The organism is Rugamonas rivuli (assembly GCF_009380165.1).
Classification (GTDB): Bacteria; Pseudomonadota; Gammaproteobacteria; order Burkholderiales; family Burkholderiaceae_D; genus Rugamonas; species Rugamonas rivuli.
In genome coordinates, this window is record NZ_WHUF01000002.1 from 244396 (window position 1) to 263723 (window position 19328).

General features: G+C 64.7%; 18 protein-coding genes. 5 read left to right on the top strand and 13 right to left on the bottom strand.

Going from position 1 to position 19328, the window contains the following annotated elements; all coding sequences use genetic code 11:
- Window positions 1-18: 18 nt before the first annotated feature.
- The 6 genes from GEV01_RS06300 to GEV01_RS06325 are packed head-to-tail and all read right to left on the bottom strand — an operon-like array spanning window position 19 to window position 5599.
- Window positions 19-963, bottom strand: a complete 945-nt coding sequence (locus tag GEV01_RS06300; RefSeq protein ID WP_152802690.1) for a formyltransferase — start codon at window positions 961-963, stop codon at window positions 19-21.
- Window positions 956-1951 (bottom strand): glycosyltransferase, encoded by a 996-nt coding sequence (locus GEV01_RS06305; protein ID WP_152802692.1) that lies wholly within the window; start codon window positions 1949-1951, stop codon window positions 956-958. The genes GEV01_RS06300 and GEV01_RS06305 overlap by 8 nt, the downstream gene beginning before the upstream one ends.
- 11 nt (window positions 1952-1962) lie before the next feature.
- Window positions 1963-3102 (bottom strand): DegT/DnrJ/EryC1/StrS family aminotransferase, encoded by a 1140-nt coding sequence (locus GEV01_RS06310; protein WP_152802694.1) that lies wholly within the window; start codon window positions 3100-3102, stop codon window positions 1963-1965.
- A gap of 53 nt (window positions 3103-3155) precedes the next feature.
- The gene (locus tag GEV01_RS06315; protein WP_152802696.1) at window positions 3156-3527 is read right to left on the bottom strand and encodes an SMR family transporter; all 372 of its coding nucleotides are present in this window, start codon (window positions 3525-3527) and stop codon (window positions 3156-3158) included.
- Between the two features lie 18 nt (window positions 3528-3545).
- Window positions 3546-5207, bottom strand: coding sequence for a glycosyltransferase family 39 protein (locus GEV01_RS06320; RefSeq protein WP_152802698.1), 1662 nt, complete (start codon window positions 5205-5207; stop codon window positions 3546-3548).
- The gene (locus tag GEV01_RS06325) at window positions 5207-5599 is read right to left on the bottom strand and encodes an Mth938-like domain-containing protein (protein ID WP_152802700.1); all 393 of its coding nucleotides are present in this window, start codon (window positions 5597-5599) and stop codon (window positions 5207-5209) included. The genes GEV01_RS06320 and GEV01_RS06325 overlap by 1 nt, the downstream gene beginning before the upstream one ends.
- Before the next feature lie 197 nt (window positions 5600-5796).
- Between GEV01_RS06325 and GEV01_RS06330 the strand changes: the two genes are divergently transcribed.
- Complete coding sequence (locus GEV01_RS06330) at window positions 5797-7029, top strand: pyridoxal phosphate-dependent aminotransferase (protein ID WP_152802702.1); 1233 nt, start codon at window positions 5797-5799, stop codon at window positions 7027-7029.
- Window positions 7030-7051: 22 nt separating this feature from the next.
- Window positions 7052-8374, top strand: coding sequence for a homoserine dehydrogenase (locus GEV01_RS06335; protein WP_152802704.1), 1323 nt, complete (start codon window positions 7052-7054; stop codon window positions 8372-8374).
- Window positions 8375-8477: 103 nt separating this feature from the next.
- Here GEV01_RS06335 and GEV01_RS06340 read toward each other — a convergent pair whose 3' ends face one another.
- From GEV01_RS06340 to GEV01_RS06355, 4 genes are all read right to left on the bottom strand, one after another.
- Entirely contained in the window at window positions 8478-8810 is a 333-nt protein-coding gene (locus GEV01_RS06340; RefSeq protein WP_070273171.1) for a BON domain-containing protein, read from the bottom strand.
- A 226-nt stretch (window positions 8811-9036) separates the two neighbouring features.
- Window positions 9037-10533 (bottom strand): sigma 54-interacting transcriptional regulator, encoded by a 1497-nt coding sequence (locus GEV01_RS06345; RefSeq protein WP_235914263.1) that lies wholly within the window; start codon window positions 10531-10533, stop codon window positions 9037-9039.
- Window positions 10530-11123, bottom strand: a complete 594-nt coding sequence (locus GEV01_RS06350) for a hypothetical protein (RefSeq protein ID WP_152802706.1) — start codon at window positions 11121-11123, stop codon at window positions 10530-10532. The genes GEV01_RS06345 and GEV01_RS06350 overlap by 4 nt, the downstream gene beginning before the upstream one ends.
- Window positions 11113-12537, bottom strand: a complete 1425-nt coding sequence (locus GEV01_RS06355) for a sensor histidine kinase (protein WP_152802708.1) — start codon at window positions 12535-12537, stop codon at window positions 11113-11115. The genes GEV01_RS06350 and GEV01_RS06355 overlap by 11 nt, the downstream gene beginning before the upstream one ends.
- A gap of 178 nt (window positions 12538-12715) precedes the next feature.
- Here GEV01_RS06355 and GEV01_RS06360 point away from each other — a divergent pair, with 178 nt between their 5' ends.
- A complete protein-coding gene (locus GEV01_RS06360) occupies window positions 12716-14626 on the top strand; it encodes a methyl-accepting chemotaxis protein (RefSeq protein WP_152802710.1) in 1911 nt (636 codons plus the stop codon).
- Here GEV01_RS06360 and clpP read toward each other — a convergent pair.
- Complete coding sequence (gene clpP / locus GEV01_RS06365) at window positions 14623-15237, bottom strand: ATP-dependent Clp endopeptidase proteolytic subunit ClpP (RefSeq protein WP_152802712.1); 615 nt, start codon at window positions 15235-15237, stop codon at window positions 14623-14625. The genes GEV01_RS06360 and clpP overlap by 4 nt on opposite strands.
- A 144-nt stretch (window positions 15238-15381) precedes the next feature.
- On the opposite strand from clpP, the gene GEV01_RS06370 reads away from it, so the two are divergent.
- Window positions 15382-16050: a sigma-70 family RNA polymerase sigma factor gene (locus GEV01_RS06370; RefSeq protein ID WP_152802714.1), complete on the top strand. Its 669-nt coding sequence runs from the start codon at window positions 15382-15384 to the stop codon at window positions 16048-16050.
- 70 nt (window positions 16051-16120) lie between these two features.
- Window positions 16121-17386 (top strand): alpha/beta fold hydrolase, encoded by a 1266-nt coding sequence (locus tag GEV01_RS06375; protein WP_152802716.1) that lies wholly within the window; start codon window positions 16121-16123, stop codon window positions 17384-17386.
- A gap of 23 nt (window positions 17387-17409) precedes the next feature.
- On the opposite strand, the gene GEV01_RS06380 is transcribed toward GEV01_RS06375, so the two are convergent.
- Window positions 17410-17751, bottom strand: coding sequence for a ribonuclease E inhibitor RraB (locus GEV01_RS06380; RefSeq protein WP_152802718.1), 342 nt, complete (start codon window positions 17749-17751; stop codon window positions 17410-17412).
- Window positions 17752-17827: 76 nt separating this feature from the next.
- Window positions 17828-19327 (bottom strand): sensor histidine kinase, encoded by a 1500-nt coding sequence (locus GEV01_RS06385; RefSeq protein WP_408014818.1) that lies wholly within the window; start codon window positions 19325-19327, stop codon window positions 17828-17830.
- Between the last annotated feature and the right edge of the window lies 1 nt (window position 19328).

The window sequence follows — 19328 nt, forward strand, 5'->3', positions numbered from 1 at the left end:
TAGTTACCCAGGTAATGTTCATTGTCCGCCAGCGGACAGCTCCGCCAGGCGGGATTGCAACTGCTCAGCCGTCACGGGTTCCCCGTCGGCCGTCAAGGCGGAAATCGTCAGCATGCGGCCATCGCCGCACACGCCAAAGATGCAATTATCCACTACTGTCAAGCCCGGTGGCAAACTTAGCGATACAACATTGCCGAAATTGCCAGACAATCGGGCCCGTTGCAGCACATAACGCACACCGCCGATATCGGTGAAGGCGCCCGGGTAGGGCGGCGCCACGGCGCGGTGCAGGTTGTACACATCCTGCGCCGGCATCAGCCAGTTGATGCGGCCATCCTCGGGCTTGCGGCCGCCGAAGTAGCCGCCCTTGCTCAGGTCGTTCTTGATGCGCGGTGCCGTGCCGTCCAGCAGCGACGGCAGCACGCGCCACAGCGCCTGCTCGGCCGCCACGGTGACTTTGCCGAACACTTCGTGCGCGGTGTCGTCCGGCAGGATGGGCACTTCCATCTGCGAGACGATGGCGCCGGCGTCGGGCTTGACGGTCATCTCGTGCAGCGAGGCGCCGGTGACGGTGGCGCCATTGAGCACCGCCCAGTTGACTGGCGCGCGGCCGCGGAATTCCGGCAGCAGCGAGCCGTGCATATTGAACGCGGGCGCCACCGCCAGCAGCTCGGCCGGCAGCATGTTGCGGTAGTAGAAGCTGAACATCAGGTCCGGCTTGGCCGCCTGGACCTGCTCCAGCAGCTCCGGCGATTTGGCATCGTCCGGCGTGATGTAGGGAATGCCCTCGGCCTGGCACAGCGAAATCACCGATTCGAACCAGATGTTTTCGTTGTCGCTGTCCTCGTGCGTGACCACCAGCGCGACGTCGACACCGCCGGCAAGTAGCACCTTCAGGCAGCGGACGCCGACGTTGTGGTAGCCGAAGACGACGGCGCGTTGCGGTTTATCGAAATCAGTCATGGCCTCGGCCTACGGTACGTTTCTCCACACCGGCCGGCATGTCGAGCGACTGGCCGGGTTTTTGTTCCAGTATCGTTTGTACCACGTAGCGAGGGCGCGCGCGCACTTGCTGGAAGATGCGGCCGACGTATTCGCCCAACAGGCCGATGCCGAACAGGATGGTTCCCATGAAGAAGAATGCAATCGCGAACAGCGTGAACAGACCCTCGGCTTCCGCGCCCAGGAACAGGCGGCGTATCAGCAGCACGAACACCAGCAGGCCGGAGGCCAGCGACAGCAGGATGCCGAACATCGAGAAGAATTGCAGCGGCACCAGCGAGAAGCCGGTGACCAGGTCGAAATTCAGACGGATCAGGCTGTACAAGGAGTACTTCGATTCGCCGGCCGCGCGTTCCTCGTGCTCGACGATGATCTCGGTCGGCTTGCGGGCGAAGCGGTAGGCCAGCGCCGGCACGAAGGTGTTGACCTCGCCGCACTGGTTGACCAGGTCGATCACATTGCGGCCGTAGGCGCGCAGCATATTGCCCTGGTCGGTGATCTTGATGTTGGTGATGCGTTCGCGCAGGTGGTTCATGGCCTTGGACGCGTAGGTGCGCCACGCCGAATCCTGGCGCTTGCGGCGGATCGAGCCGACGTAGTCGTAGCCTTCGCGGATCTTGGCGACCAGGTTGCCGATTTCCTCGGGCGGGTTCTGCAGGTCGGCGTCCAGCGTGATCATGATGTCGCCGCGCGACGCTTCGAAGCCCGCCAGGATGGCCATGTGCTGGCCGTAGTTACCGTTGAACAGCACCACGCGGGTGACGTCGGGGCGGGTGCGGAACTGCTCGGCCAGGATCGACACCGAGTTGTCGCGGCTGCCGTCGTTGACGAACACGATCTCGTAGGTCGTGTCCAGCTTGTCGAGCGCCGGGTACAGGCGGTCGAACAGCGCTTGCAGGCCGGCCTGTTCGTTATAGATCGGGATAACGACGGTAATTTCAGGTTTCATCAACGACACGCTCATTTGATCAAAATCGCTTTCACGGCTGCGACGGCACGGTCGACATCGGCCGTAGTCATGGCATAGAACATCGGCAGGGTGACGGTCAGGCGGCCGATTTTTTCCGAGACGGGGAACATGCCCTCCTTGAAGCCGCGCTCGCGGTACATGGTGAACAGGTGGATCGGTGCGTAGTGATAACCGGTGCCGATGTTGTAGCGCTCCTGCATGGCGCGCATGAAGTCGGCGCGCGTGGTCGGGCCGTTATCGGGCAGCACGATCTGGAACAGATGGTAATTGCTGGACTCAAACGCCTGCAGCGGCAGCTGGGTGCCGGACAGGGCTTCGAAATCCGCGCCGAAAGCCTGGTAGTAATGGCGCGCCAGGTTGCGGCGGTGCGCGGTGATGTTGTCGATGTTGGCGAACTGGCCCAGGCCGATGGCGGCCATGATGTCGCTCATGTTGTACTTGCCGCCCAGGACATCGACATCGATGCCGTCGACGCCGCTGCGGGTCACGCCTTGCAGGCGGTACTTCTCGGCCAGCTTGGCTTCTTCGAGATTGTTCAGCACCAGCGCACCGCCTTCGCCGGTGGTGATGTTCTTGTTGGCCTGGAAGCTGAACGAGACGAAATCGCCGAACGAGCCGATGCGCTTGCCATTCCATTCGGAGCCGAAGGCCTGGGCCGCGTCCTCGATCACGCGCAGATTGTGCTTTTTGGCGATGGCGTACAGGCGGTCCATGTCGACGGGCAGGCCGGACAGGTAGACCGGGATGATGGCCTTGGTGCGCGGGGTGATCGCGGCTTCCACTTTGTCGAGGTCGATATTGCGGGTGATCGGGTCGATATCGGCGAACACCGGCGTGGCGCCTACTTCGATGATGACGTTGGCCGTGGCGACCCACGAGATCGACGTGGTGATGACTTCGTCGCCGGCGCCGATGCCGGCGATGCGCAGCGCGATTTCCATCGTGCAGGTGCCGGAATTGAAGGTGCGCACGGGGCGGCCGCCGAAATACTCGGACATCTGGGCTTCGAAGGCGGCCACTTTCGGGCCGCTGGTGATCCAGCCGGAACGCAGCACGTCGCTGACGGCGGCGATGGTTGCCTCATCGATTGTAGGTTTCGAAAAAGGCAAGAAGGGTAAGGCGGAGGTCATTGGGTAGTTCGCTCTCGTTGTTTTTGGCTTATGGCCGCATTCTAAATTGTTCGTCAGGTACGCGCCAGCAAGGCGACGCCCACCAGGATGATGCCGATGGCGACCAGGCGCTGCACCGTCAGCGCTTCGCCGAACAGGTACCAGGCGCCGACCGCCGTCACCACATAACCCAGCGACAGCATCGGGTAGGCGATCGACACGTCCACCCGCGACAGGGCGATGATCCACAGCACTACCGACAGCACGTAGCAGGTCAGGCCGCCGATGATGGGCAGCTGGCTCGCCACCTTGAGGCCGACCGAGAACAGATTGTTCAGCGTCAGATGGATCTCGCCGATGTTCTTGGTGCCGGCCTTGAGCAGCAGCTGGGCCACCGCGTTGAGCAGCACGCCGACGACGATAAAACTGAAAGTTGCAATATTCATTAATATTATTTATAAGATTTACAGGTTGGCCACCACGACGCGGCGCGTATCCTCGGCCACCACGCGCATGGTCAGGCCGTCCTCCTTGAGCTCGGCATACTTCTCCGGGCTGAGGATGGCCAACGCCTTGACGCCTTGCGCGGTGTGCTGATTCCACAGCACCACGAACTGCTCGACCGTCGGAATCGACAGCTCCGGCTGCTGGCGCAGGCCGAAGGTGAACTCATCCCAGTAATCGACCAGCACCACGGTGCGTTGCAGGTAGAAGGTCATCGACTGCTCGTAGGTGTCGACCGAATAGATCTTGGTGTCGGGCTTGAGCTCGGGCAGCATCTTCATTGCCACCACTTTACCGGCGCGCATTTTGCCATACGGCTCGAAGCCGGTCAGTATCAGCTGGGTCGCGATGAAGCCGGCCACGGCCATGGTGAGCACCGTCAGGTCGCGGCGCAGGTGGCGCGCATGCAGCAGCGCCAGCGCGCCGCCGGCCGCGGCGATGATGCCTGCCATCAGCACCCACGGCTGGTAGGCTTCCAGCAGCGCGGTTTCCTCGTGGTGGCGCACGGCCATGTGCACCATCTGCGGCACGGCGGCCACGCCGCCCACGCCGATCAGCACCAGCAGGCCGGCGGCGATCATGCGGTTGCGGCGCGAGGCGTTTTCCAGATACACGGCGATCAGCAGGGCCAGCGCCGGGAAGATCGGCAGGATGTAGCCGGGCAGCTTGGAGCTGGAGTAGCTGAAGAAGAAGAAAATGAACACGGCCCAGATCAGCAGCATCAGCTTGGGCTGGAACACGCCGCTGCGCTCGCGGCGCACGGCGCCCCACAGCGCCTGCGGCAGCACGCCCAGCCACGGCACGATGCCGGGGATCAGCATGGCGAAGAAGTAGTACCACGCGCCTTCGCGGTGGTGAGTCTTGAGGAAGAAGCGTTCCCAGTGCTCGTGCACGAAGAAGAAGTGCGGCTGCTCGGGATTGCGCAGCGCCACCAGCACGAACCACGGCGTGGCGACGGCGAAGAACAGCAGCAGGCCCTTGCCCAGGTGCAGGCGCTTCCAGATGGCGATATCGCCCGACAGCGCCGAGTACAGCACCAGCACCGCGCCCGGCAGCACCAGGCCGATCAGGCCCTTGGCCAGCACCGCCAGCGCCATGCCTGTCCAGCACAGCAGCATCCAGTTGCGGCGTTCGCCGTCGGAGGCGCCGTCGCGCTGGGCGATCAGCACCGCGCACAGCACGATGGTCATCATGCCGGACAGGCTCATGTCCAGCGAATCGATCTGGCCGGAAGCCACCCAGAACAGGCTGGAACCGAGCGCCAGCGCGGCGTAGAAGCCGGCACGCGCACCGAACACGCGGTTGCCCGCGTAGCCGGTCAGGATCACGCCGCCCAGGCCGCACAGGCCGGTCCACAGGCGGGCTTGCCACTCGCCCAGGCCGAACACGGCAAACGAGGCCGCGTTCATCCAGGTTTGCAGCGGCGGCTTCTCAAAATACTTGATGCCGTTCAGGCGCGTGGTGATCCAGTCGCCGTTGACGAACATTTCGCGCGCCATTTCGGCGTAGCGGCCCTCGTCGGGCGGCACCAGCGTGCGCACGCCCAGCACGTACAGCCAGACGATGATGAACGCGGCCAGCAGCGTCCAGACGAATTTCTTGGAGTTGTACAGGTCGTTCATCAGGCGGGCTTGCCCTCGGTGTGGTCAATGATCAGAGCGAGCGTGACCTTGCGGCCTTCGCCCATCAGGATGTTGTAGGTGCGGCAGGCGGCCTGGCTGTCCATGCATTCGACGCCGATGCGGCGCATGGTCAGCGCGGCGGTCAGGCGTGGGTGAATGAAGCGCTGCTTGGCGCCGGTGCCAAGGATGACGACGTCCGGGTTGTCGCCGCCGATAGTGACGAAATGCTCTGCGGTAATAGATTCGAAGGTGGGGGCATCCCAGGCGCGCGGCGGGATTTCCGGCAGCACGATCAGGCTGTAGTTATAGCGCTGGGCGTTGATTTCGACCCCGGTTTCATCGTAACCGGTAACGGTCTGGTATTTTTGAGTATCGCTGGCGTGGAGCTTCATGACAGAAATCGCGGTTTTAGTCGGCAAAAGAAGCGCCATTGTAGCGTTTTTCCGGGGTGTTCCTGAGCTTTCCATTCCTCAAAGGTTGATTAAATGGGAGGCTTTCGGCAGAATGGGTCTTTTCGCATTGCAGCACGGGCCGCCGGGGCGATTTTGGCAGTCCTGAGCGGTTTGCCTCACCAAGACAGGATTTTATTTTGCGACCGATTCAAAAATCGAACAAATTAGCGGAAGTCTGCTACGAGATCCGCGGCCCGGTGCCGGAAAAAGCCCGGCAAATGGAGGAAGAAGGCCACAAGATCACGAAGTTGAATATCGGCAACCTCGCCGTGTTCGGTTTCGATCCGCCGGATGAAATCGTCCAGGACATGAAAATCAACCTGCACAATGCTGCGGGTTACACCGATTCCAAGGGCATGTTCGCGCCGCGCAAGGCCGTGGTGCACTACACCCAGGGCAAGAATATTCCCGGCGTGACCATCGAGGATGTCTACCTCGGCAATGGCGCGTCCGAGCTGATCGTGATGTCGATGAACGCGTTGCTCAACACCGGCGACGAAGTGCTGGTGCCGGCGCCCGACTATCCGCTGTGGACCGCCGCCGTGTCGCTGTCGGGCGGCACGCCGGTGCACTATGTGTGCGACGAGATGCAGGACTGGTTCCCGGACATCGAAGACATGCGCCGCAAGATCAATTCCAACACGCGCGCCATCGTCGTCATCAACCCGAACAATCCGACCGGCGCGCTGTACCCGGTCGAGCTGCTGTTGCAGATCATCGAACTGGCGCGTCAGCACCAGCTGATCATCTACGCCGACGAAATCTACGACAAGGTGCTGTACGACGGCGCCGAGCACGTGTCCATCGCCTCGCTGGCCGATGACGTGCTGTTCGTCACCTTCAACGGCCTGTCGAAGAACTACCGCGCTTGCGGCTACCGCGCCGGCTGGATGGTGGTGTCGGGCGAGAAGGGCCATGCAAAAGACTATATCGAAGGCCTGAACATGCTGGCCTCGATGCGCCTGTGCGCCAACGCGCCGGGCCAGTTTGCGATCCAGACCGCGCTCGGCGGCTACCAGTCGATTCACGACCTGGTGGGACCGGGCGGACGCCTGCTCAAGCAGCGCGACCTGGCTTACAAGCTGCTCACCGATATTCCAGGCGTAACTTGCGTCAAGCCGAAAGCTGCGCTGTACATGTTCCCACGCCTTGATCCGAAGATCTACCCGATCGCGGACGACCAGCAATTCGCCTACGAGCTGCTGGCTGAAACAAAAGTGCTGATCGTCCAGGGCAGCGGTTTCAACTGGATCGCGCCGGATCATTTCCGCGTCGTGTTCCTGCCGAATTCGGACGATATGATCGAGGCCTTCGGCCGCATCGCCAAATTCATGGAAGGCTACCGGAAACGTCACGGCGCCAGCTTCTAATAAAACAATAGAAACGATTTATATGAAACCCATCAAAATAGGTTTGTTAGGCGTCGGCAATGTCGGCGGCGGTACGTTCGATGTGCTGGCCCGTAACCAGGAAGAAATTCGCCGCCGCGCCGGACGCGGCATCGAAGTGGTGGCCGTCTCGGCCCGCAACCTGGAGCGCGCCAAGACGCGCACCGGCGGCAAGGTCAAAGTGGTGGCCGACCCGTTCGACATCGTCAACGATCCCGAGATCGATATCGTCGTCGAGCTGATCGGCGGCTACGACCAGGCCAAGGCGCTGGTGCTGCAAGCCATCGCCAACGGCAAGCACGTCGTCACCGCCAACAAGGCGCTGCTGGCCGTGCACGGCAATGAAATCTTCGCCGCCGCGCAAGCCAAGGGCGTGATGGTGGCGTTCGAAGCGGCCGTGGCCGGCGGCATCCCCATCATCAAGGCGCTGCGCGAAGGCCTGACCGCCAACCGCATCGAATGGCTGGCCGGCATCATCAACGGCACCACCAACTTCATCCTGTCCGAGATGCGCGACAAGGGCCTGGACTTCGCGACCGTGCTCAAGCAGGCGCAAGAGCTGGGCTATGCCGAAGCCGACCCGACCTTCGACATCGAAGGCGTGGACGCGGCGCACAAGGCCACCATCATGTCGGCGATTGCCTTCGGCATTCCGGTGCAGTTCGACAAGGCGCACGTTGAGGGCATCTCCAAGCTGAACGCCATCGACATCCGCTACGCCGAGCAGCTGGGCTACCGCATCAAGCTGCTGGGCATCGCCAAGCGTGCCAAGGTCAACGGCGTGGAAGGCGTGGAGCTGCGCGTGCATCCGACGCTGATCCCATCGAAGCGTTTGATCGCCAACGTCGAAGGCGCGATGAACGCCGTGCTGGTGCATGGCGACGCCGTCGGCGCCACGCTGTACTACGGCAAGGGCGCAGGCTCCGAGCCGACCGCGTCGGCCGTGATCGCCGACCTGGTCGACATCACCCGCCTGGCCACGGCCGACGCCGAGCACCGCGTGCCGCACCTGGCCTTCCAGCCGAACGCGATGACCGATATCGAGATCCTGCCGATGGCGGAGATCACCACCAGCTACTACCTGCGCATGAACGTCAGCGACCAGCCGGGCGTGCTGGCCGACCTGACGCGCATCCTGGCCGACGCCACCATCTCGATCGACGCCATGATGCAGAAGGAGCCGGCGGAAGGCGAGACGCGCACCGACATCATCTTCCTGACGCACCAGACGCAGGAGAAGAACGTGCTGGCGGCCATCGCCAAGATCGAAGGCCTGGCCACAGTATGCGGCAACGTCACCAAGATCCGCCTGGAAAACCTGAGCTGATTTAAAGACGAAAAAAAACCGGACAGCGTCTACGCACGCTGTCCGGTGAAGGGTTTCTCCTATTTACTCCGGGGTTGCTGCTACTACGGTACTGCGGTACTACTTACTTCGAAGCGACGGTCAGTTCGCTTTTTACTTCTTTCACGCCAGGCACAGCCGACGCAACCTGAATCGCCTTGGTGCCGATGTCGGTGCTCGCTACCGCGCCGCTCAACACAACCACACCGTCGGTGGTGGTCACGCCGATTTGTTTTTGATCTGCCAGGGAAGCCTTGATTTTGCTGGTGATGGCTTCGTCATTGGTGGCGGTGCCGGTCTTGGCGGCGCCGGCCATGGCGGCTTCGGTCTGGCCTGCGGCAAACGCGGTGCCGGTGGCGGCAGCGGCGGTCAGGGTGGCGGCAACCATCAGGCGGGCGATCAGTTTGGTAGTCATCATGATTTGCTTCCTTTTTTCAGTTTAAGGGTGAAACGTCAGTGACGTTATCCTCTCCTTTGCAAACCCCGTGCCAGCTCTGAAAACCACATTGAAATCAAAGGCTTATGTATAATTTTCCTAGTGGAAACCGATCGCCCGTGGTATTTCAGGCCATATTGCCCGGGTTTTGTCGGGAGATGGCGACAAGCTTCCGCCGCCATTCCGCAAGTGGCTGATTTGTAAGGGATTATTCCTGTCGCTCGGCGGCGACAGCGGCGCCGTCGGCGCGGAACAGGCTGGCATCCAGGTCGTGTTTTTGCAGCAGACGGTAGAACTCCGTGCGATTGCGTTCGGCCAGGCGGGCGGCGTCGGCCACGTTGCCGTCGGTCAGCTTCAGCAGCTGGACCAGGTAGTTGCGCTCGAAGCGCTGCTTGGCTTCGGTGTAGCTCAACACCTCCAGCGACGGCACCCGCAGCGCCCGCTGCACCAGCGACAAGGGCACCAGCGGCGCCGTCGCCAGCGCGCACACATGTTCGACCACGTTGTACAACTGCCGCACATTGCCCGGCCAGGCGGCCGTGGTCAGCGCCTCCAGCGCGCCGGGGGCATAGCCGCGCACGGTCTTGCCGTACTTGGCGGCCAGCGTCTGCAGGAACTGGGTCGCCATCGGCGCGATGTCTTCGCGGCGCTGCGACAGAGGCGGCAAGGTCAGCGTGATGACGTTGAGGCGGTAGTACAGGTCTTCGCGGAACTGGCCTTCCTGCATCGCCACGTCGAGGTCGCGGTGGGTGGCCGACAGGATGCGTACGTCCACCGGGCGCGCGATGTCCGAGCCCAGCTGGCGCACCACGCGCTCCTGCAGCACGCGCAGCAGCTTCACTTGCAGCAGCAGCGGCATGTCGCCGATCTCGTCGAGGAAGAGCGTGCCGCCGTCGGCCGCCTGCAACAGGCCTTCGCGGCTGGCGACGGCGCCGGTGTAGGCGCCCTTGACGTGGCCGAACAGTTCGGACTCCAGTAGCGCCTCCGGTATCGCGCCGCAGTTGACGGCGATGAAGGGCGCCTTGCTGCGCCGGCTGGCGCGATGGATGGCGTTGGCCAGCAACTCCTTGCCGGTGCCGCTTTCGCCGCGGATCAGGATGCTGGCGTCGGAGGCGGCTACCAGCCGCGCTTCGGCCAGCAGCTCGTCCATGCACTGGCTGCGGCTGATCAGGCCCGCGCGCCAGGCGTGGTCGCCGCTGGCGGGGCCGGGCTCGGGCGCGGACAGGCTCAGCGCCTGGACGATGCGCTCCAGCAGCGTCTTGGCGTCGAAGGGTTTGGTCAGGTAGGCGTAGGCGCCCAGCGTGGTGGCTTCGACCGCGTCGGGGATGGTGCCGTGGGCGGTCAGCAAGATCACCGGCAGCGCAGGGTAGGTGTGGCGGATTTCCTGGAATAGCGACATGCCGTCGCGGTCCGGCAGGCGGATGTCGCTGATTACCAGGCGCGGCAGCTCGATCGACATGCGCGCCAGCGCGGCCTCGGCGCTGCCGACGGCGGTGACGCGGTAGCCGTTGGCGGTCAGGCGCATGGACAGCAGACGCAGCAGGTCGGCGTCGTCGTCGACCAGCAGCAGGTGGGCGCCCTGGCCGGCGTCGGCGCTGCGCGGGGCGCCGTTGTCGCGCTCGCGGGTCAGCGAGCCGGGCTCGCGCCGCTGGCTACCCGCCGCCGGATCGGCGCCGGTCGTCATGTCATCGGCCCGGGCGCTCATTTGATCACCGCCTGCGGCCCCACCGCCGGACGGGCCGGCAGCGTGCGTTCGATGGTCTTCAAGCCTTCCAGCATCTCGTTGAGCTGGTCGATGCGGCGCTGGCTGTCCTTTTGCTGCAAGGCCAGCTTGTCGGCATGCTCGGCCAGTCGCCGCGTCTCGGCGCAATTGCTGGACAGTAGTTGCGCCAGCGCCTTGAACGGCTGCGCCTCGGTCTCGGTGGCGGTGGCCACGCTGTCGAGCAGCGCCTGGGCGCGCGCCAGGTCGCCGCTGCCGCGCGTCAGCATCAGCACCATGCCCATCTGGATCGCCACGCGTGGGCTGCGCTGTTGCAGGCCCAGGCCGCTCAACTCTTTCAGCATATCGCCCTGCGTCATCTTGCGCAGTTGCAGGTGATAGCTGAGCAGCGGCCCGACCTCGTCCGGCGGCGGTGGCGGCGGCAGTTCGACGATGACCGGTGGCGGCGGCAGCGTCACCTCGGCCGGCGTGGGCAGCGTGGGGCGGGGCGTGGTCAGCGTGCAGGCGGCCAGCGACAGGCTGAGCATCAGCAGCAGCCAGCGGCGCCCCGCAACGGAAGTTAAATCATAGGTCATAAGGCAATTCAATTCGGAAATGCGCGCCCCGTTCGGAGGGCAGCAGTTGCAGGGCGCCGCCATGGGCGGCAACGTATTCGTACACGATGGACAGGCCGATGCCATTGCCCCGGCGCGCACCGGGCGGCTGGCGCGCGCCCTGGTAAAACGGTTCGAAGATGCGGGCCGCGTCGTCGGGCGCCACGCCCGGTCCCTGGTCGATGCAGTCGATGCGCAGCTTGCCGCCGGCCTCGGCGAGATGGAAGGCCACCTGTCCGCCGTGTGGACTGAAGCGCACCGCGTTCGACAGCAGGTTGCCGACCGCGACCGCCAGTTTCTCGGCGTCGACGGCGATGGTCCGGGCCGTGCCCTCGACCGTGACGCTCAAGCCGGCGGCCTGCGTTTGCAGGCGCTGGGTGGCGATGGCCTGGGCCAGCAGCACCGCCACGTCGGTCGGCTCGCGTTGAAGGTGGTGGGCGTCGAAGGTGGCGGCGTTGTAGCGCAACAGCGCTTCGATCTGCGATTGCAGCGCCGCCGTGTTCTGGTTGAGGATGCCGGCGATCTCGCGCTGGTTGGGCGACAGTGCGCCGGCCACGCCATCCTCCAGCAAGGCCACGCCTTCGCGCAGCGCCGCCAGCGGCGTCTTCAGCTCGTGCGATATTTGGCGCAGGAAGCGCGCCTTGTCCGCCTCCAGGTCCGACAGCCGCTGGCGCAACCAGTTCAGCTGCTGGCCCACGCGCTGCAAGTCGCTGGGGCCGCGCACGGCGATGGGCTGGTCGTAGCGGTTCTCGCCGAGCCGGTCGATGGCCGACTCGATCTGCGCCAGCGGGCGCGACAGCCACAGCCCAAAGCCGCCCGCCAGCAGCGCCGCCAGGACGATGGACGCCATCACTTGCCCCTTCAGCACGCCGCGCCGCTGGTCCAGCTCGCTCAACAGCACGCTGTTGCGGCGTTCCACTTCCAGCTTGACCTCGTCGGCCAGCTCGGCGTTCACCGACGGCAGCGGCGCCAGCACTTTCTCCAGCGCCTGCTGGCGCGCGCTGGAGCGCGGCCGCGCCGGCGCCTGCAGGATGTCCCAGGCCTGCTCGCCGGCACGGCGCCAACGGTCGAAGGTGCCGGGCGGCGTGTAGGGCAGGGCGGCGGCCACCGCGTCCAGCGCCGCGCGCGCCTCGCGCCAGGCGTCGGCGTAGCGCGTGCGGAAGGCGGGATCGTCCAGCACCAGGAATTGGCGCGCGCTGCGCGCCATGGCGACGCTGCGCTCGGCAAGTTGTTGGGTGTTTTCGGTCAGTGCCAGGGCGTGGCGTCCGCTGTCGCGGCTGTGGGCGGCGAGCCGGTCCAGTGTCCACAACGCGTGCAGCGAGGCCGCGCTCAGCAGCACGGCGATCAGCAGGAAGACGCCCAGCAGCAGCTGGCGAAACGAAAGTTTCGTTAGCATCGTCGTTAATTAGTCTCTATATGGTCTGAATGATATGGTGAAAGCGGCCTTACAGCCTGTTCGATTGGTTGCGTTGTTGTTCGGCACGGAAGCGGAATATTATGTTGCGCATGGCAACACTCTTCGATTACGCTGATTTACAAATGTAGTTGTGCCGATTTAACCTTTGGGGAGTGTCATGGCTAGTCTTCTGCGGCGTTTGTCGATCCAGCAAAAACTGATGCTCAGCATGGCGGCCTGCCTGCTGCTGTTCCTGGCGATTTCAGCCACGCTGAGCGTGGTCATGACGGGCAACAGCATCCGCGAGCGGGTGGTCAACCAGGAGCTGCCGGCCGAGGTGGGCGAAATCCGCAACGACATCCTGCGCCAGATCGGCGAACCGCTGGCGGCCACGCTGTCGGTCAGCGGCAATACCTTCCTGCTGGACTGGGAAAAGGCGGGCTTGCCGGACAGCGGCGTGCCGGCCTGGATCGCCTACTCGGCCAGCATCCGCAAGACCATGAAGGCCGCCGCGGTGTCGTGGGTCTCCGGCAGCACCGGCAAGTATTTCGACGACAAGGGCTACAACCGCACGCTGGACAAGGGCGCGGCGGGCGACCAGTGGTTCTACGGCTTCCTCGCCAGCGGCAAGCCGTATTCGCTGAACCTGGACAAGGAGCCGGGCGCGACCACCTACAACGTCTTCATCAACACCCGCTTCGATACCGGCGACGGCAAGATCGGCGTCGCCAGCCTGGGGCTGTCGGTCAACAAGCTGGCCGAGAACATCCGCAGCTACAAGGTCGGCTTGTCCGGCTTCGTCTACCTGGTGCGGCCGAACGGCATGCTGATCGTGCACCGCGAGACCGCGCTGGCGGACGGCCAGCATTTTATGAAGGATCTGCCGGGCTTCAACGCCGAGCTCAGCACCAAGCTGCTGGGCGGCCAGAGCTACGCCAGCGCCAGTTACTCGGCGCCGGGCGGCAAGCGCCTGGTGGCCTCGTCCTTCGTGCCGGAGTTGAACATGTATGTGATCGCCGAAGTGCCGGAGGCCGAAGTGCTGGGCGCCGTGACGCGCTCGGTGACGATCTCGGCGCTGGTGGGCGGCCTGGTGGGCGGCGGTATCGGCCTGTTCGTGGTCTTCCTGGTCAGCCGCGCGATTGCCGCGCCGGTGGCGCGCGCCGCGCAGATGCTGGGCGAAATCGCCGACGGCAATGGCGACCTGAGTCGCCGCATGCCGGTCGAGAGCGAGGACGAGGTGGGCGCGCTGGCCGATGGCTTCAACCGTTTCGTGTCATCGCTGAACGCGACGATACGCAAGGTGCGCGACAGTACGGAAACCATCGCCACGGCATCGAGCGAGATCGCCAGCGGCAACCTGGATTTGTCGGCGCGCACCGAGGCGCAGGCCTCCAGCCTGGAAGAGACGGCATCGGCGATGGAAGAGCTGACCGCGACCGTGACGCAGAACGCGGAAAGCGCCAAGCAGGCCAACCAGCTGGTGCAGTCGGCGTCCGGCTATGCGACCGAGGGCGGCGAGGTGGTGGGGCGCGTGGTGCAGACCATGGTGTCGATCAAGGATAGCTCGCGCAAGATCGTCGACATCATCGCCGTGATCGACGGCATTGCCTTCCAGACCAATATCCTGGCCTTGAACGCGGCGGTGGAAGCGGCGCGCGCCGGCGAGCAGGGACGCGGCTTCGCGGTGGTGGCCTCCGAGGTGCGCAACCTGGCGCAACGCTCGGCCAGCGCGGCCAAGGAAATCAAGGAACTGATCAGCGATTCGGTGGTCAAAGTGGATGCGGGCAGCGTGCTGGTGGACGAGGCGGGCGTGACGATGAACAAGATCGTCTCGTCGGTGGAGCAGGTGACCAGCATCATGGGCGAGATCGTCGCCGCCAGCCACGAGCAGAGCGAAGGCATCGCCCAGGTCAACCTGGCGGTGACGGAAATCGACAGCACCACGCAGCAGAATGCCGCGCTGGTGGAGGAGGCCGCCGCAGCGGCGGGCTCGCTGCAGGAGCAGGCAGCCAACCTGGCGGAAGTGGTCAGCGTGTTCAAGCTGGAAGACGCGCCGCGCGCGGGCGGCTCGCGCCTGGCCTTGCGTTAGGCCTGATCGCGGGACGTCAGCACGCGGTCGATCAAGCCGTATGCCGCGCCCTGCTGGGCCGACATGTAGTTGTCGCGGTCCGAATCTTTTTCGATCCGCGCCAGCGGCTGGCCGGTGCGTTCGGCGTAGATGGTGTTGAGGCGATGGCGCTGGTACAGCACTTCGCGCGCCTGGATCTCGATGTCGGACGCCACACCCTGCGATCCGCCGTGCGGCTGGTGCATCATGATGCGGGCGTTGGGCAAGGCGTAGCGCTTGCCGATGGCGCCCGCCGCCAGCAGGAAGGAACCCATGCTGGCGGCGAACCCCGTGCACAGCGTCGACACGTCCGGCTTGATGAACTGCATCGTGTCGTACACCGCCATGCCGGCGTACACCGAGCCGCCCGGCGAATTGATGTACAGCGAAATATCCTTGCCGGGATCGTCCGATTCCAGGAACAGCAGTTGCGCGACGATCAGGTTGGCCGATTGCTCGGTCACTTCTCCCACCAGGAAGATCACCCGCTCCTTCAGCAAGCGCGAATAGATGTCGAACGCGCGCTCGCCGCGTGCCGTGTGTTCGATGACGGTGGGTACCAGGCCGAGCGCCAGCGGAGATTGCGAAGTCATGATGGTCCTTTTGCGATAGAGTTGGGTATCGCTTGACGTTTGCCGGCCGGCGCTGTGTGACAATAAAAAAATATATCGCCGGCGTGTCACACTTTGGCCCTGCCGAGCGTCAAGTGGCACCAGCCTCATACAAGGAGATTCACCATGTCCAGCATTGCCGACACCGACGGCGCCCTGTTCGAGCGGTTGCGTCCGCGCCTGAAAGCGATCAGCTGCCGCATCGTCGGCAGCGAGGCGGAAGCCGAGGACATCGTGCAGGATTGTTTTCTCAAATGGCGGGTCGCCGAGCAGGGCGCGCTGGAAACGCCGGCCGCCTGGCTGACCACCGTCGTGCAGCATCAATCGATCGACCGGCTGCGCAAGCGTGCGCGGGATGCGGCGGCCGCGCACGCCGCGATGGAGCTGGCGTCCGATGCGGCGGCCGAGACGCCGGAAGAGAGCCTGCTGCGTCGTGCCGAACTGGGCGAGGCGCTGGCCCGCTTGCTGGCCTGCCTGTCGCCCTCCGAGCGGCTGGCGGTGGTGCTGCATGACGTGTTCGAGTGCGGGCACGCCGAGATCGCGGCCAGGCTGGGCATCAAGACGGCGGGCGCGCGCCAGCACCTGGCGCGCGCCCGCCGGCGCTTGCGCGAGGATGACCTGCCGCCGGGAGAAAAGCTGTGCCGCGAACTGCTGCGCCGCTTCCAGGCCGCGATCAACGGCCTGGACGTGCCGGCGATGATGATGCTGCTCGGCGACGAGCAGCCGGTATCGGTGCTGGCGTCGCGCCGCGTGCAGGCATGCGCCAACGATGCGTCATACGCGCTGGCGGCTTAGACTGTTGCTTTCCATTGCGCCCTAAGTTGGGTTAAGCTTGTAAATTAACCAAGACTACCAGGAGCGTCGATTGAGCAGGCCGTTTTCCAGAACATATGCTGCCGCAGCACTGATGTGCGCTTTCGCGATGATGCCGGCCGTGGCGTCCGCCGCCAGCGAGCAAGCGGATGGCGTCAACGTCGGCGCCTATCATGTCGATGCGGTCAGCGCGGGCAGCGGCTCGTACACAGTGATTTTCGAATCGGGCTTCGCCAGCGACCTGTCGGTATGGCGGCGGGTGGCGCCGGAGATCGCCAAGTCGGCCAAGGTGTTCGTCTACTCGCGTGCCGGCATCGGCAAATCCGATGCGCGTCCCGAAGCGCGTACGCCCCAGCGCAGCGCCGCCGAATTCGAACAGGTGATCGAAGCGGCGCACCTGTCGCCGCCGTTCATCCTGGTGGGCCATTCGTATGGCGGCTACCTGATACGCCTGTTCGCCCAGCGCCATCCGGAGCAGGTGGCGGGCATGGTGTTTGTCGACGCCAGCATGGAGCGCTTCGATACCGAACTTAAAAAGATCGACGCCGCCAAGGTGGCGCAAGACCAGAAGTATCTCGACACTCTGACGCCCGCGCCGCTGAAGGCGGAGAGCAAGCTGGTGGACGAGGCTTTCGCGGCGGCCAGCCTGCTGCCGGCGCCGAAGCTGCCGGACGTGCCGGCCGTGGTGCTGACATCGACGATGGTGCGCGAGCAGCCGGAGTTCTTCATGCACACGGTGCCTGCGGTGGCGGTGTGGCGTTCGCTGCATGAGCAGCTGTTCACGCAGTTCTCCAGCGGCAGCCATGTCGTAACCGCCAACAGCGGACACAATATCCATCTGGAGGAACCGGCGCTGGTGGCCGGCGCCATACAGCAGGTGATCGCCAGTGCGACGGAAAAGGAGCAGCGCCGCGTGCGCAAGCTGGCGCAGGAAAAGCTGCTGGGCACCCTGGATCGCGCCGGCGCGCTGTTGCAATCGAAGCGCGACGGCGAGGCCGGGCAGCTGGTGGCGAGTGCGCTGAAGGAGAGCGGCTATGGCGAGAACGAGATCAACGGCCTGGGATATACGATGCTGGGCAAGCGCAAGCAACCGCAGGTCGCGGCGCTGGTCATGAAGTTCAACGCCGACACCTTCCCGGCGTCGGCCAATGCGCATGACAGCTATGGCGAACTGCTGCTCGAATTGAAACAGCCCTTGCAGGCAAAGGCGCAGTTCCAGCAGGCGATCGCGCTGGGCACGGCCGGCGGCAAAAGCCCGCAGGCGATGGAAGGCTACCGGGGCAACCTGGCGAAAGCCGAGAAGGCGCTAGCTCAGTAACGGCAAGCGCCAGGGGGCGGAAATCAGACGGCTGGGCCGACGTCCATGCCGTCGTAGGATTCGAGCTGGTGCTCTTCGGCGAACTTGTAGAGTTCCTGGTTGCGGACGTGCAGCGTATCGGCGGTGTGGTGTTCGACTTTTTCAACGTGCAGCCACCACAGCGCGGGTACGCTGGCTTCCGGCTTGGAGTCGTAGATGCCGACGATCTGATAGCCCTTGGCCTTCAGCAGCGCCGAGACGCCTTCCAGTTTGCTCTTGGTAGTGTCGGCGAAAAAATAGCCCCACAACAGCGGCTTCGAAATATCCCACGGCGCGTTCTGCTTCATGTCGGCAAACAGCTCGACCATGTCTTCTTTGGTGATCATGTACTTATCCTTGGTTGGTGCGGTAGCGCTAATGCGGTAGCGCGTATTTTACCGCAGCGGCGTTGGGGGCCGTGGTTCAGGTGTGGGGGAAGGTTACGGTGACTTTCAGGCCCTGGCCGCCTGCGGCTTCGTCCAGCGTGATGCTGGCGCCGTGCAGCGTGGCGATGTCGCGGACGATGGCCAGGCCCAGGCCGGCGCCGCCGGGATTGCGCTCCAGCGTCGCGGCGGCGCGGTAGAAGGGGGCGAAGACCCGCTCACGCTCGGCGGCGGCGATGCCATGGCCGCTGTCTTCCACCTCCAGCAGCACGCCGCCCGCGCCAGGCCGCACCCGCAGCGTCACGGTGCCGCCCTGCGGCGTGTAGCGCAGCGCGTTGTCCACCAGGTTGGCGATCAGTTCATGCAGCAGCAAGGCCTGGCCCTGCACCACGCACTCGCTGTCCGCCTCCAGCGACAGGTCGATCTGCTTGGACACCGCCGCCATCGCCATCTCCAGCCCCACCTGGCGCGCGATGTCGCGCAGCGAGGCCGGTTCCGATTGGGCCGCCGCGCCGTCGGCGTCGCCGCCATGTTCGATGCGCGCCAATGTCAGCAGGCGGTTGGCCAGGTTGACCGTCGAATCGGTGGTGGCGGCGATGCTGTGGACGATCTCGCGCAGCGCCGCCCGCGTGGCTTGCGGATCGGCGTTCGGCCGGTCGCATTCGCGCAGCGCCAGTTCGGCCTGGGTCTTCAGCACCGTCAGCGGCGTGCGCAGCTGGTGCGAGGCGTCGGCGATGAAGCGGCGCTGGCTGCTGATCAGGATCTGCAGTCGCGAGCGCGAGCTGTTCATCGCCGCCACCAGCGGCCGCACTTCCTTGTGCACCAGCGTCGGATCGACATCGGAGGAGTCGTTCAGCTTGCGCGTCTCCACCGCGATCTTCAGGCGCATCAGCGGTTGCAGCACCAGCCGCACGGCGAACCACACCAGCAGCGCCAACGCCAGCAGCAGCAAGGCCTGCCACGCCAGCGTATCGAACAGGATCTGGTTCGACAGTCCGCGCCGCGCCTCCAGCGTTTCGCCGACTTGTATCAGCGCGATGCCGCGCATCGAATCGTCGTACACCGGCTGCAGCAGCGCGGCGATGCGCACCGGCTGGCCGTTGTAGTTGGCATGGTAGAAGCGCACCAGTGCCGGATAGGCCTCCGAGCGCGGCACGTTGGCCGGCACCGGCGGCAGATCGGCGTAGCCGGACACGGTCTCGCCCTTGATGCCGGTGACTTTGTAGTAGATGCGGCCCAGCGTGTCGGTCTCGAAGCTGTCCAGCGCCACGTAGGGCACGTCCGCCACCACCTTGCCGTCGACGATGGACACGCGCTCCGCCAGCGCCCGCGTGGAGGCCAGCAGCGAGCGGTCGTAGGCGACATCGGCCGCGTCCAGCGCGTTGCGGTAGACCGAGATGGTGTTGAGCGCCACCAGCACCAGCAAAGGCCCCAGCAGCCAGCGCAGCAGCTGGCCGCGCAGGCTGCCCAGCGGGGCCCCCGGTCCGAAGCGGCGTGCCAGTCGCTCCAGCAGCGGCAGGCGGCGCGGCGCCCCGTTCAAC